General features: G+C 70.6%; 16 protein-coding genes. 8 read left to right on the forward strand and 8 right to left on the reverse strand.

The genetic code is table 11. From position 1 onward, the window contains the following. Positions 1 to 23 precede the first annotated feature (23 nt). The 7 genes from ACX80H_RS05135 (at position 24) to ACX80H_RS05165 (ending at position 5,517) form a co-directional block, all read left to right on the forward strand. Positions 24 to 317, forward strand: a complete 294-nt coding sequence (locus ACX80H_RS05135) for a hypothetical protein (RefSeq protein WP_459311533.1) — start codon at positions 24 to 26, stop codon at positions 315 to 317. Positions 318 to 500: 183 nt separating this feature from the next. Continuing rightward, a complete protein-coding gene (locus ACX80H_RS05140) occupies positions 501 to 797 on the forward strand; it encodes a hypothetical protein (protein WP_459311534.1) in 297 nt (98 codons plus the stop codon). An 89-nt stretch (positions 798 to 886) separates the two neighbouring features. Further along, positions 887 to 2,074 carry a Gfo/Idh/MocA family protein gene (locus ACX80H_RS05145; RefSeq protein WP_459311536.1) on the forward strand — a complete coding sequence of 396 codons (1,188 nt, stop codon included), beginning with the start codon at positions 887 to 889 and terminating at the stop codon, positions 2,072 to 2,074. Then, positions 2,071 to 3,225, forward strand: coding sequence for a dihydrodipicolinate synthase family protein (locus ACX80H_RS05150; RefSeq protein ID WP_459311538.1), 1,155 nt, complete (start codon positions 2,071 to 2,073; stop codon positions 3,223 to 3,225). The genes ACX80H_RS05145 and ACX80H_RS05150 overlap by 4 nt, the downstream gene beginning before the upstream one ends. Further along, entirely contained in the window at positions 3,222 to 4,109 is an 888-nt protein-coding gene (locus ACX80H_RS05155) for a sugar phosphate isomerase/epimerase family protein (protein WP_459311539.1), read from the forward strand. Before ACX80H_RS05150 ends, ACX80H_RS05155 begins: the two co-directional genes overlap by 4 nt. A 21-nt stretch (positions 4,110 to 4,130) precedes the next feature. Then, on the forward strand, positions 4,131 to 4,520 hold the full coding sequence (locus tag ACX80H_RS05160; RefSeq protein ID WP_459311541.1) for a nuclear transport factor 2 family protein: 390 nt from the start codon (positions 4,131 to 4,133) through the stop codon (positions 4,518 to 4,520). Positions 4,521 to 4,689: 169 nt separating this feature from the next. Then, positions 4,690 to 5,517: an SRPBCC family protein gene (locus ACX80H_RS05165; protein ID WP_459311543.1), complete on the forward strand. Its 828-nt coding sequence runs from the start codon at positions 4,690 to 4,692 to the stop codon at positions 5,515 to 5,517. 105 nt (positions 5,518 to 5,622) lie between these two features. On the opposite strand, the gene ACX80H_RS05170 is transcribed toward ACX80H_RS05165, so the two are convergent. The 7 genes from ACX80H_RS05170 to alr form a co-directional block, all read right to left on the reverse strand. Further along, complete coding sequence (locus tag ACX80H_RS05170; protein ID WP_459313366.1) at positions 5,623 to 5,952, reverse strand: ArsR/SmtB family transcription factor; 330 nt, start codon at positions 5,950 to 5,952, stop codon at positions 5,623 to 5,625. A gap of 103 nt (positions 5,953 to 6,055) precedes the next feature. Beyond that, positions 6,056 to 7,288: an MFS transporter gene (locus ACX80H_RS05175; RefSeq protein ID WP_459311545.1), complete on the reverse strand. Its 1,233-nt coding sequence runs from the start codon at positions 7,286 to 7,288 to the stop codon at positions 6,056 to 6,058. Positions 7,289 to 7,375: 87 nt separating this feature from the next. Continuing rightward, entirely contained in the window at positions 7,376 to 8,497 is a 1,122-nt protein-coding gene (gene tsaD, locus ACX80H_RS05180) for a tRNA (adenosine(37)-N6)-threonylcarbamoyltransferase complex transferase subunit TsaD (RefSeq protein ID WP_459311547.1), read from the reverse strand. After that, positions 8,494 to 9,006 carry a ribosomal protein S18-alanine N-acetyltransferase gene (gene rimI, locus ACX80H_RS05185; protein WP_459311549.1) on the reverse strand — a complete coding sequence of 171 codons (513 nt, stop codon included), beginning with the start codon at positions 9,004 to 9,006 and terminating at the stop codon, positions 8,494 to 8,496. Before rimI ends, tsaD begins: the two co-directional genes overlap by 4 nt. Then, complete coding sequence (tsaB, locus tag ACX80H_RS05190) at positions 9,003 to 9,704, reverse strand: tRNA (adenosine(37)-N6)-threonylcarbamoyltransferase complex dimerization subunit type 1 TsaB (protein ID WP_459311551.1); 702 nt, start codon at positions 9,702 to 9,704, stop codon at positions 9,003 to 9,005. The genes rimI and tsaB overlap by 4 nt, the downstream gene beginning before the upstream one ends. A gap of 9 nt (positions 9,705 to 9,713) precedes the next feature. Then, positions 9,714 to 10,253, reverse strand: coding sequence for a tRNA (adenosine(37)-N6)-threonylcarbamoyltransferase complex ATPase subunit type 1 TsaE (gene tsaE / locus ACX80H_RS05195; RefSeq protein ID WP_459313367.1), 540 nt, complete (start codon positions 10,251 to 10,253; stop codon positions 9,714 to 9,716). Beyond that, positions 10,240 to 11,403 (reverse strand): alanine racemase, encoded by a 1,164-nt coding sequence (alr, locus tag ACX80H_RS05200; protein WP_459311553.1) that lies wholly within the window; start codon positions 11,401 to 11,403, stop codon positions 10,240 to 10,242. The genes tsaE and alr overlap by 14 nt, the downstream gene beginning before the upstream one ends. 107 nt (positions 11,404 to 11,510) lie before the next feature. Here alr and ACX80H_RS05205 point away from each other — a divergent pair, with 107 nt between their 5' ends. Then, positions 11,511 to 12,089, forward strand: a complete 579-nt coding sequence (locus ACX80H_RS05205) for a GIY-YIG nuclease family protein (RefSeq protein ID WP_459311555.1) — start codon at positions 11,511 to 11,513, stop codon at positions 12,087 to 12,089. A 23-nt stretch (positions 12,090 to 12,112) separates the two neighbouring features. Here ACX80H_RS05205 and ACX80H_RS05210 read toward each other — a convergent pair whose 3' ends face one another. After that, the gene (locus ACX80H_RS05210; RefSeq protein ID WP_459311557.1) at positions 12,113 to 13,246 is read right to left on the reverse strand and encodes a PfkB family carbohydrate kinase; all 1,134 of its coding nucleotides are present in this window, start codon (positions 13,244 to 13,246) and stop codon (positions 12,113 to 12,115) included. Positions 13,247 to 13,274: the final 28 nt, after the last annotated feature.

Here is a 13,274-nt window from a genome sequence, read left to right on the forward strand (position 1 = left end):
GAGCTGCGGCGTACCCTCGTCGCATGGCAGAACGACCGGGATGGCACGGCATCCCACCCAGCGCCGACAGGTACCGTCCACCGCTCGAGCTCGAGGCACCGGAGAGCGGCATCACCGAGCCCCTCAGGTCGCCCGCGCTCTGGGTCGACCTCGACTACCCCGACGGCTCCACGCGGACGCAGAAGGGCTTCGCCATGGCCTGGACGGCGACAGCGGTCCTCGCGCAGTGGATCGAATACTCCCGGGCCCGCGAGGCGTGGGTGGACGCGGCGCGCTGCCGCCGCCGCGAGCTGAAGCCTCAGACCCGCGCTGCCTGACGGCTCCCTGCCGGCCGGGCTTCCTCCTGACGCCACTTCCGGCACTGCTCCGGCACTGCTCCCGGCGCCGCTCCCGGCACTGCCCCGTTACCGATCCGCGCACGCGGCCGGCTCCTGCCGCACCGGCTCCCTCGTAGAGTGGTCGCATGGACACGCCGCGCTCCCCCGCCCGGGTAGGGCCGCGTGGCTAGGGCGGCCGGCTGGCACGGACTCCCACCCACGACGCACCGGTTCGTACCCCCGCTCCAGCTGGAAGCGCCTACCGGCCCCATCACCGAGTCCATCTCCCCTGCCCCGGCGCTCTGGGTGGACCTCGAGTACCCGAACGGCTCACGGCAGACCGTGCGTGGATTCGCGATGGCGTGGACCGGCTCCGCCGTCCTCGCCCAGTGGGTCGAGTTCTCGATCGCTCGGGAAGCATGGGTCCGCCCCGACCAGTGCACGCGCCGCGACATCCCCCGCCGCACCGACGGCACCTGACCTTCCTCCTGGCTTATTGCCCCTCCCTGCTTCTTCCCCTACACTCTCGGTAAGCGCTTTCCGCGCTGCCGGAGCCAAGAGGAGCATCAATGTCGACGAGGACAATCGGAATCATCATGAACGGCGTCTCAGGACGGATGGGATACAGGCAGCACCTGGTCCGCTCCATCCTCGCCATCCGGGACCAGGGAGGAGTCCTCCTCTCCGACGGCAGCCGGGTCCAGGTGGAGCCGATACTGGTGGGCCGCAACGAGGCGAAGCTCGCCGAACTCGCCGCGAAGCACGGCATCGAGCACTACTCGACCGACCTGGACAGTGTCCTGGCGGACCCGACCTGGGAGATCTACGCGGACTTCCTCGTGACCAAAGCCCGGTCCGCGGCTATCCGGAAGGCCATCGCGGCCGGCAAGGCGATCTACACTGAGAAGCCCACGGCCGAGACGGCCGCGGATGCCCTCGAGCTCGCGAATCTCGCCGAAGCGACGGGCATCAAGAACGGCGTGGTGCACGACAAGCTGTACCTGCCGGGCATGCAGAAGCTCAAGCGCCTCGTGGACTCCGGATTCTTCGGCCGCATCCTCTCGGTGCGCGGCGAGTTCGGGTACTGGGTCTTCGAGGGCGGTTGGCAGGACGCCCAGCGCCCCAGCTGGAACTACCGCGCGGAGGACGGCGGCGGCATCGTCGTCGACATGTTCCCGCACTGGAGCTACGTCCTGGAGAACCTCTTCGGCAAGGTCGAGTCCGTCTACGCCCGCGCCGTCACGCACATCGACGAGCGCGTCGACGAACACGGCCGCCCCTACCGCGCCACCGCCGACGACGCCGCCTACGCCGTCTTCGAGCTGGAGGGCGGTATCGTCGCCCAGCTCAACTCGAGCTGGACCGTCCGGGTGAACCGCGACGAGCTCGTGCAGTTCCAGGTGGACGGCACGCACGGCTCGGCCGTCGTCGGACTGTTCGGCTGCAAGATCCAGCCGCGCAACGCCACGCCGAAGCCGGTCTGGAACCCGGACCTCGAGGACACGCACGACTACGACGCCGACTGGATCGACGTCCCCACCAACGAGGTGTTCGAGAACGGCTTCAAGACCCAGTGGGAGGAGTTCCTGCGCCACGTCCTGGAGGACGGGCCGCACCCGTACGACTTCCTCGCCGGTGCCCGCGGGATGTACCTCGCGGAACAGGGACTCGAGAGTTCCCGCTCCGGACGCCGCCTGGAACTGCAGGACGTGCGCACCGCCGTGCTCCCCCTCGAGGAAGCGATCACGCTGGCATGATCACCCTCGTCGATGCGGCGGGAGGCACCTCCGCCGTCGAACTCCGTCCCGCGCCGTCGTTCTCGAAGCCGACCGCACCCCTGTCCAGCCGGACCGTCTACGCGGCGGCACACGTGGTCCCCCGCACGACGGCGGAGAACGTGCCCGGCGCTCCCGCGGACCTCGACTGGGATGCGACCCTCGCGTTCCGGCACCACCTGTGGTCCTGGGGGCTCGGCGTCGCGGACGCGATGGACACCGCCCAGCGGAACATGGGGCTCGACCCCGCCGCGACCCGCGAACTCATCGCGCGCAGTGCAGCCGAGGCCCGTTCCGTCGGTGGCGCCCTCGTGGCCGGCGTGAACACCGACCACGTCGAGGACCGGGTGATCTCCCTCGACGCGGTGATCGACGCCTACAAGGACCAGCTCCACTTCACCGAGGACGCAGGCGCATCCGTGGTCCTGATGGCGAGCCGGCACCTCGCCCGCGCCGCGCGGACCGCCGAGGACTACCAGCGGGTGTACTCCGAGGTGCTCGCTGCGGCCGGTGCGCCCGTGATCCTGCACTGGCTCGGCAGCGCCTTCGACCCCGAGCTCGGGACCTACTTCGGCTCGGCGGACACGGACACGGCGTCCTCGACCCTGCTCAAGATCATCGCCAACTCCCCCGACAAGGTGGCGGGCGTCAAGATGAGCCTGCTCGATGCGGACTCCGAGCGGGCGGTCCGCGCACAGCTCAACGCTCCCGCGCGCATGTTCACCGGGGACGACTTCAACTACGTCTCCCTCATGGGCGGGGATTCATCGGGCTACTCCGATGCGCTCCTCGGCGCCTTCGCCGCGATCGGTCCGCACGCGTCGGCGGCCGTCCAGGCGCTCGACGCCGGCGACCGGGACGCGTACGCGCAGATCCTCGGACCCACCGAAGCGCTCTCGCGCCAGATCTTCGCGGCGCCGACGTTCTACTACAAGACCGGCGTGGCATTCCTCAGCTGGCTCAACGGGCACCAGCCCGGCGTCGGGATGGTCGGCGGGCTGCACGCGGCCCGCAGCCTGCCGCACCTGTCGGAGATCGTCCGTCTCGCCAACCACTGCGGGGCGCTCGAACAACCGGAGCTGGCCCGTGAACGCTGGCACGCACTGCTCCGCGTGAGCGGGGTGGCGGCATGACGCCGAACGAGCGCCTGTCGATCAACCAGGCCACCATCAAGTACGCCCCCCTTCGGGAAGCGCTGCGGGTGACCGCCGATGCCGGCATCACCAGCATCGGCCTGTGGCGGGATTCCGTGCAGGCGGCCTCGCTGCCCGAGGCCGCACGGCTCCTCGCGGATTCGGGACTGCGGTTCTCCAGCCTCTGCCGCGGCGGCTTCTTCACGGTGCCGGAGGGCCGGGCGCGCCGCGCCGCGATGGACGACAACCGCCGGGCGATCGAGGAGACCGCCCAGCTCGCGGCTGCCGGTGCTGCCGGCTCCGCCGCGGTCCTCGTCCTGGTCGCCGGCGGTATCCCGCAGGGATCGAAGGATCTCGCGGGAGCCCGCGCCATGGTGCAGGACGCCCTCGGGGAGCTGGCGTCCGACGCCCAGTCCGCAGGGGTGACCCTCGCCCTCGAACCGCTGCATCCGATGTACGCCTCCGACCGGGCCGTCATCTCCACGCTGAAGCAGGCCCTCGACCTCGCCTTGCCCTTCTCCTCCTCGGCGGTCGGAGTGGTCGTCGACACCTTCCACGTCTGGTGGGATCCGGAGCTGTTCGAGCAGGTCGCGCGGGCAGGTGCGGAGGGCCGGATCGCGAGTTACCAGGTCTGCGACTGGAAGACCCCCCTCGCCGCGGACGTCCTGCTGTCCCGCCACTATCCCGGCGACGGCGTCATCGACTTCGCTGCGATCACCCGTGCCGTGAAGGCGGCCGGATATGCCGGCGATATCGAAGTGGAGCTCTTCAACCAGGACATCTGGGACACCCCGCCGGCGGACGCCGTCGCGCGGACCATCGAGGGCTTCGAGGCGAACGTCGCGCTGCACCTAGGCTCCCTGAGCGGCGACGCCCGGCCGTAGCATCGGCTGTAGCATCGGCCCATGGAATCTACCGAGGTGATCCGGCGGTACTGGTCGTCGGTGTGGAGCAGGGACTGGAAGGCCGTCGGTCAGGTACTGGCCGCGGACGTGGAGGTGTTCTGGCCCGTCACGCGCGAGGTCATCCGCGGCCGGGACAATATGGTGGCCGTGAATTCCGAGCGTCCGAACGGCTGGAGCATCGACGTCCTGAACGTCTACGACGCCGGCGAGGTGGTGGTGTCCGAGGTCCAGGTGCCGCAGGAGGACGTCGGCATCTTCCGCGTCGTGTCGATCTGGACCGTGGCCGACGGCGTCATCAGCTCGGGCCGCGAGTACTGGACCCTGTACGGCGGGGATGAGGGCAGGGACTGGCGCCGCAGGTATGCGGACGTCGGCGACCTGCCCTCCTGAGGACCCGGCAGCAGCCGTTCGACCCGCCTGCGTTCCGACCTCGGCCGGGGCCCGGAACCTTCGCGCGGCACGCCGGGCGTGCCCGGTACTGGCCATACCCCCGGGGCACACCATATGCTAAGCATGCTGATGAATCAGCGCACGTATCCCACCAGCCAAGGAGGGCAAGATGAGCACGAAGGTCGAAGAAACCGTTGTAGTGAATCTTCCAGTGACGACCGTGTACAACCAGTGGACGCAGTTCGAGGAATTCCCGCACTTCATGGGCGGCATCAAGCAGATCACCCAGCTCAGCGACGACCGCCTCGAGTGGGTCGCGGAGATCGGCGGGATCCGCCGCCAGTGGGAAGCGCGAATCCTCGAGCAGGTACCGGACCGGAAGGTCTCCTGGGCGGCCACGGAGGGTGCGACCAACGCGGGCACCGTCTCCTTCGAGGACCTCGGCGGGACGACCCGCGTCAACCTGGTGCTGGAATACGAGCCCGAGGGACTCGTCGAGAAGATCGGCGACAAATTGAACGTGGTGGAGAACCAGGCAAAGGCCGATCTCCAGAAGTTCAAGGCATTCATCGAGTCGGAGAGCTACTCCACCGGCGCCTGGCGCGGCACCGTGGCCGGGCAGCCCGGGACCCCCACCGTCGCTGACGCGGAGCAGTCACGCGGCGACAGCGGCAAGGCCGGCGTGTCCGGCAAGGTTGCCGCAGGAGTAGGTGTCGCGGCGGCTGCCGCCGTCGCAGGAGTAGCCGCGGCAGCAGCGAGCAAGGGGAAGGAAGAGGAGACCGAGACCGAGATCTCCACCGTTCCGGCCACCGGAACCACCCCCCTCGCACCCGAGACCTCGCTCCCGGCGACCACCCCCGTCGGAAGTGACACGGACATCGACGCCGTTCCCGCCGTGGACGGGATCCCGGGCACGGGCGTCCCCTCGGACAGCCAGGGCCTCGAGGACGACACGCTGATCGACCCCGACCCGATCAACCGCCGGGGCACGCTCTAGTTCCAGTAGTTCCGCGGATGGGCCGGACTCCTTTCGGGGTCCGGCCCTTGCGCGTCCCGGGCCCCGACCTCCGCGGGATCGAGGCCGCATAGCCTTCCACCGCTGTTATTCCGCGTGGACGGGCTCCCCGGTGACGCGGTGGTCCGCGTGGTTCATGCCCTCGAGGATGAGCCGGGCGAGGTGCCCGTCGATGATGCTGTAGACCACGTTCCGAGCCTCCTTGCGGGTGGACACGAGGCCCGAGAGCCGCAGTTTGGCCAGGTGCTGGCTCACGGCCGTCCGGTTGGCTCCGGTGGACGCGACGAGGGTTCCGACGTCGGCCGGCCCCTGTGTGAGGAGCCACAGGATGTGGAGCCGTGTCGGGTCCGCGAGCATGCGGAAGGTGGCTGCGCCCGCCTCCAGCCGCTGGTGGTCCGGCGCGACCTGGTGGACCAGGCTCGGACCGGCTGCACGGCCGTTCGGCCCTGCGGCGCCCTGCTGCGGTGGATCACTCTCGCTGATGCTGTCCTCCCCCGCTCGCTACCGACTCCGGTCCACGCTACCGGCTCAGGGTGCCGCCGGTAGCGGCGGGCGCCTCGGCCGCCGCCGGCCAGGACACCAGGGCCGCGACGGTCCAGACGACGGCGATCGCGGCAAGGACGAAGGCCGCCGCCGGCAGGCCCGCCGCAGCACCGACCCAGCCGGCCACCGGGTAGGTCAGCATGAAGCAGGCGTGGGACAGGGAGAACTGCGCGGTGAAGACGTAGCTCCTCGTGGCATCGGTGGCGACGCGGCGCAGCAGGCGCGAGGACGGCATGCTGATCATCGACGTCCCGATGCCGAAGAGCACCCACAGACCGAGGAAGCTCCACCAGGGTGCTCCGTATCCCGCCACCAGGGCGGCTCCCAGGAGTCCGGGAGGAAGGAGCGCGGCACCCACCAGCATGAAGGTGCGGTCCGGTACCCGCTCGAGGATCCGTGGTGCGAGGAACGCGACGAGCATCGATCCCGCGCCGTACACGGCCAGGGCCAGCGCCACGTCGGTGTTGGTACCAGCGAAGAGGTCCCGCGCGTAGACGACGGTGTTGACCAGGACCATCGCGGTCGCTGCGGCGACCACCAGGTTCAGGGCCATCAGTCCGCGCAGGCTCGGGTTCCGGAGGAAGATGCGGGAGCCGAGCGTGGTGCGGTGCAGCAGCGACCCCTGGTTCCCGGCCGCCGGTATCCGGGGCAGGCGGGTGATGAGGACCAGGACGGCGGAGGCGAGGAACCCCAGCATCGTGCCCAGGAAGAGGTTCGAGAAGGACAGCACGGACAGCAGGGCCGCTGCGAGCAGCGGGCTGACGAGGGATTCGACGTCGTACGCCAGGCGGGACAGCGACAGGGCCTTCGTGTAGTCCTTCTCCTCGGGCAGCACGACCGGGATCAGGGCCTGGAACGCAGGCGTGAAGGTCGCCGAGGCCGACTGCAGGAGGAACACGAGGACGTAGACCTGCCACACCTGGTCCACGAAGGGAAGGCCCAGGGCGATGACGGCGCGTACCAGGTCCGCTCCGACCAGCACGCCCTTGCGGGGCAGGCGTTCCACCAGCGCCGCCATCACGGGGGCGACGAAGACGTAGGCGATCATCTTGATCGTCAGCGCGGTGCCGAGCACCGCTCCGGCGCGGTCGCCCGCCAGGTCGAAGGCCAGGAGGCCGAGCGCCACGGTGAGCAGTCCCGTGCCGAGCAGTGCCATCACCTGCGCGGTGAAGAGGTTGCGGTACGCGGTGTGGCGGAAGACGGAGAACATGGCCGGCCGTTCCAGTAGGGAGCAGTTCCACCAGTATAGGTGCATGACTGCGCACCTATTGACTGGACGGCCGACGGCGCCGAGCTCTCAGGCCTCCGGGAGGACGATGCTGGTGACCGGCAGGGACGGGTTCGTCCCGAAGGCGATGCCGCTCGGACGGCCGCCGTCCAGCACGATCTGCGCCCCGAGGGCGGCGACCATCGCCCCGTTGTCGGTGCAGAGCGACGGCGCCGGGACGGTCAGGGTGATTCCTGCGGCGGCGCACCGCTCCGCCGTGAGCTCGCGGAGTCTCCTGTTGGCTGCGACTCCACCGCCCAGCAGGAGGTTGGTGATGCCATGCTCCCGGCAGGCGAGGACGGCCTTGGACGTGATGATGTCCACGACGGCCTCCTGGAAGGACGCGGCGATGTCCGCGACGGGGACTTCCAGCCCTGCTGCCTCGTACTGCTCCACGGACCGGGCGACGGCGGTCTTGAGGCCGCTGAAGGACCAGTCGTAGCGATGCGGGCCCGGCTCCTCGGCCGTCCCCACGTACTTCGGCTGCGACAGGCCGCGAGGGAACCTGATGGCCTTCGGGTTCCCCTCCCGTGCCAGCCGATCGACGGCGGGGCCACCGGGATAGCCGAGGCCCAGGATGCGCGCCGTCTTGTCGTACGCCTCGCCTGCGGCGTCGTCGATCGTGGATCCCAGCAGTTCGACGTCACTCGCGATGTTCCCCACGCGCAGGATCTCGGTGTGTCCGCCGGAGACCAGGAGCGCGCCGAGGTCGGGCGGCAGGCCTCCGGCGAAGGTGCCGCCGACCATCCCGACGCCGACGTGGGCCACGAGGTGGTTGATGGCGTACAGCGGTTTGCCGGTGGCGACGGCGAGCGCCTTCGCCGCGGACACGCCGACCATGAGGGCACCCGAGAGGCCCGGCCCGGCCGTGACGGCGATGGCATCGATCTCGTCGAGGGTGACCCCCGCGTCGTCGAGCGCGGCCCGCAGGGTCGGCACGAACGCCTCGAGGTGCGCCCGGGAAGCGATCTCGGGGATGACGCCGCCGAACCGCACGTGCTCGTCCATCGAGGACGACACCGTATTGGTCAGCAACTGCGTGCCCCGGACGATGCCGACGCCGGTCTCGTCGCAGGAGGACTCGATGCCCAGGATCAGGGGACCGGGGGCATCCCCCGGAGTGGCCTGCTTCCCTGCGTGCTCGGTTCTCACTGCGCCTCTCCTTCGGCGGCCGGCAGGACGAGCCTCATGACCCAGGCGTCGATGCCGTCCCGGTAGTAGTTCCGCCGGGTGTGGATCTTCTGGAAACCGAACCGCGTGTACAGCTGCTGGGCGCGGGGATTGTCGGCGCGCACCTCCAGCATCACGTTGTCGGCGCCGCGCCGCCGGGCTTCGGCGAGCAGTTCGGTGAGCATCGTCCGTCCGATGCCCTGGCCCTCGAAGCGCGGCAGCACGCCGATGGTCTGGATGTCGGCCGTCGTGTCGATGACCATCAGGCCCGCGTATGCCACCGGGTCACCGTCGACCTCGGCCACGATGTAGCGGCGGGTGTCCGGCTGGAAGAACTCGGTGTAGAACATTTCGAGCGGCCAGGCGTCGGTCGGGAACAGTTCGTTCTCCAGCCGCCCGATGGTCTCGATGTCCTCGAAGGCCATATCCCGCACCGTGAACCCCGGGCCGTCGGGGCTCATACCGTCGCGGCTCATGCCGTCGGAGCTCATGCCGTCGCCCGCTTCCGTGGTCCGGGGACCTGGGCGTCGGATTCGCGCAGGTACAGCGGGGAGGTGTCCTGCAGCGCCTCCCCCGCGAGGAGTCGCAGCCGGGCCACGCGGCCGAGCGAGGCGGCGTCGGGATCCGCGAGGTCCCCGACCCCGTCGACGTCGTCCGGATACAGGGTCGCAGCCCGGCCCACGAGCGGCAGGCCCTTCGGCAGGCCGGCCGCCGGACCGACGTGGGGACCGTCGAGGAGTTCGGGCAGCTCCCGGTGTACGCCCGATCCGGGCCGCACCTCGTCGGCCGACGGCGAGCGGTACGCGGCCCAGTAGACCTCGCCCCGACGCGCGTCCGTTCCGACGAGGAAGTCGCTCCCTGCCGGGAGGGTGCCGCTCGCAGTGGCATCGAAGGCCAGTGCGTCGAGGCTCATGACGCCGTGAAGTGGTACGCCCCAGACGAAGGCGAGGGTCCGCGCGGTCACGAGCCCGGCCCGCAGTCCCGTGAAGGGGCCGGGGCCGACGCCCGCGACGACGGCATCGAGGTCCGCGCCGGCCACTCCTGCATCGGCCAGGATGCGTTGCACCGCCGGGGCGAGGACCTCGGCGTGGGAACGCGTGTCGGCGCTGCCGAACCGGGCGACGACGTCGTCGTCGCGCAGGAGCGCGACCGTGGCCGCGGCGGAGGTGTCGAGGGCGAGGAGAAGCACCCATCCAGCCTAGTCGAGCGGGAGTGCCGGCTGCCGTCCGCTCCAGCGCGGCCCGAAGCCCGAGAGGGTGACGGTGCGCACTTCGTCCTCGCCGTCGTCGTCGAAGTCCGTCACCGGACCGTCGGACGCCTCCTCGGTGCTTCCCAGCGGCCGCACGATGTCGACCCGCAGCCAGCTGTCGCTCAGGTGCTCCACCCGGCCGGCTCCCCATTCGATGACGGTGACGTTGGCGTCAATGGTGGCTTCGAGGTCGAGATCGTCGACGGCAGCCGCGCTGTCCAGCCGGTACGCGTCCACGTGGACGAGGCCCGGTCCGTCGCCCGTCGACGCGTGCTGGCGGGCGAGCACGAAGGTCGGCGAGATGATGCGGTCCCCGACGGACAGTCCCCGCCCCAGTCCCTGCGTGAAGGTCGTCTTGCCCGCGCCCAGCTCCCCCGACAGGACCAGGAGATCCGCCGGACGGAGGTGCGGGGCGAGCGCGGCGGCGAGCCCCTGCAGCTCGGCGGCGGAACCGACGGCGTACGTCCGTGACCACTCAGGCATCGCCATCACGGCCCGCCTCCTGTGCGCGGTCGATGTAGACGCGCTCGACGCGGCCGCTGATCCGGGTGACCACCTCGTAGTTGATGGTCTGCGCGGCGGCAGCCCAGTCCTCCACGGGGGGAGAGCCGCTTCCGCCGAACAGGACGGCACGCTTGCCCAGCGGGCTGTCCGGCGAGTCGACCAGGCCCGTGGTGCCGAAGTCGATGACGAGCTGGTCCATGGCGATGCGGCCGACCACGGGGTAGATCCGGTTGCCCACCAGGACGGGCGCGCCGGTCGCGATGCGCGGGACACCGTCGGCGTAGCCGACGGGGATGAGCCCGAGCGTTGTCGGCTTCTGCGTGCGGTACGCGTACCCGTAGGAGACGCCCTGGCCCGCGGGCACCTCCTTGCAGTTGGAGACGGTGGTGCTGAGCGTCATGACGGGCTGGAGTCCGAGATCGGCGGACCCCTGGTCGGAGAAGGGCGAGAGGCCGTAGATGCCGAGGCCCACGCGGACGAGGTCGAAATGGCAGTCCGGCCGCGAGAACGTGGCAGGGGTGTTGGCCAGATGGCGGACCTCGACGTCGATCCCCGCGTTCTCGGCGGCGGCGACGGCCTCGCGGAACGCCTGCACCTGCAGGTCGGTCTCCGGCCGCGCGGGTTCGTCGGCGACGGCGAGGTGGGAGAAGATCCCGACGACGCGGATCAGCCCCTCCTCCTGGTACTGCGCGGCCCTGCTGAGCAGGGCGTCCCACTTGTCCGGCGGACAGCCGTTGCGGCCCAGCCCGGTGTCGATCTTCAGGTGCACGATCGCGGGCCGCTCCAGTTCGCGGGCCGCCGCGGTGACGTGCTCCAGTTCCCACCCGGAGATCCCGAGGTCCAGCCCGTGCTCGACGCCGGCGATGAAGTCGGTCCCGGAGGTGTGCAGCCACGCGAGGATCGGTGCTTCGATGCCCGCCCTGCGCAGCCGGACGCCCTCGCTGACATGGGCGACCCCGAGCCAGGCCGCGCCCGCCTCGAGGGCCGCCCGCGCCACCGGAACAGCGCCGTGGCCGTACGCATCGGCCTTGACGACGGCCATGACGCGGGCCGGATGGGCGACCTCGCGGAGGTGGCGGATGTTGTGCCGCAGGGCGTCGAGGTCGATTTCTGCGGCACGTTCGGTGGAAGTCACTCAGCCCATTCTGCCAGTTCTCGATGGGGCGTCCCGGTAAACGCAGCCGTTCCGGAACGCCCGGATCCGGGTTGCGCGGCGGCAGCAGGGCAGGGAAGATCGACGACGTGTCCGAATCCCCGCCGAGCGGCTCCCCGTGCGTCCTCCCGGGTGACGACGGGCGGCCGTGCGGGCGCCCCTCCGCGGATACGCCCTTCGCGCTCTGTCCCGCCCACGTGGAGCTGGTCGTCGAGTGGGCCGGGTCGGAGTGGGGCACCACCGACCTGCTGCCGGCGCCCTGCCGCGCCTGCGGGTCGCGGCTCGGCGTGCGGTATCCGTCCGGCTGGGCGTGCGCGGCCTGCGAGTGGCGCGTCGGTGATGTCCTCGACGACGGACTGCCGCCCCCGCGCGTCGACGTGCTCTACTACATCCGCTTCCGGGACCGCGTCAAGATCGGGACGACGGCGGACCCGCGCCGGCGGCTGGCTCGGATCTGGCATGACGAGGTACTCGCATTCGAGCGCGGCGACCGGCTCGTCGAGCACCGCCGCCACGAGCAGTTCGCGGCCTGGCGCCTCGACCGCTCCGAGTGGTTCACGCTCGCACCCGAGGTGGAGGACCATATCGGCCGCCTCGCGGCGGGGGTGGACGATCCGTGGGCGCGCTACGCGCGCTGGCTGGGGGAAGCGGCCGGCATGCGCGGGTAGCCTGCCTCTCCGGCGGGTCCCCGTCACAGGGTGCCGGGCATCTCCCCTCGCCATCTGGGCGTGCGCGACGGCGACGCGTCGGAATGCCGGGCAATGGTCGCCGTCGCCCGGCGGACCGCCTCGACGGGCACGTCGGAGACCAGGTCCTCCAGGAAGGCGTACCGGCGCAGCCACTGCTTCCGGACGCCGTCGCGCCCCGCGCTGACCCGGCGCCACCAGTCGGCGATGTCACCCCAGCCGGGCGCGGCCAGTGAACCGCCCACGTGCTGCACGGACAGCGAGGCACAGAGGTTCGCGAAGCTGAGGCGGTCGGCGAGCCGGAAGCCCGCCAGGTCGCCCATGACGAATGCCGCGCCGAAGCAGTCGCCCGCCCCGGTCGGGTCGTAGGCGGAGACGGGCAGGGCGGGCACCCATTCCTCCTCGCCCGTCAGCGAATCGATGGCCATCGCACCCTGCTGGCCGACCGTCACGACGGCCACGGGCACGCGGTCGGCGAGGGAATAGAGGGCCGCCCAGGGGTCCTCCGTCCGGGTGTACGCCATCGCCTCACCGGCATTGGGCATGAACGCGTAGAAGTGCTCGAGCGAGGTGAGTGTCTCCGGCGCCCACTCCCCCGCCGGGTCCCAGCCGACGTCGCCGAACAGTTTGGTGCCACCGGCCGCGACCGACAGTGCCCACGGTTCCATCTCCTGTTCCAGCCCGACGATGGCGGCCCGGCACGACGGCGGTGTTCCGATCAGTTCCGTGGCGCGCAGGGGTGACGGGTGTCCGTGCGTGATCATCGAACGGTCATGGTGCACGGACAGGGACACCGTGACCGGGGAATGCCACTGCCCGAAGACACGGGACCGTGAGAGGTCCACGTGCTCCTGGTCCTTCAGCACGTCCCAGTTGAACTGGCCGTATCCGTCGTCGCCGAAGGCCGCAGAGAGGGTGGTGCGCAATCCCAGCCTGCTCGCGGCGATGGCCTGGTTGGCGATGCCGCCGGGCCCCGACCCCATGCCGTCGGTCCACACCTCCGTACCCGGGGACGGAAGCTGCTCCAGGCCGGTGAAGATGATGTCGAAGAACACCTGCCCGGCGAGCAGGAGGTCGAATTCGGGTCCGTCCGGGCCGCGCAGAGCCGCCAGCGGATCGAAGCGGTGCTGTTGGGACATGTACGGCACAATACTTGCAGAACGCCGG

The sequence above is a fragment of the Arthrobacter pasteuri genome (assembly GCF_054510955.1).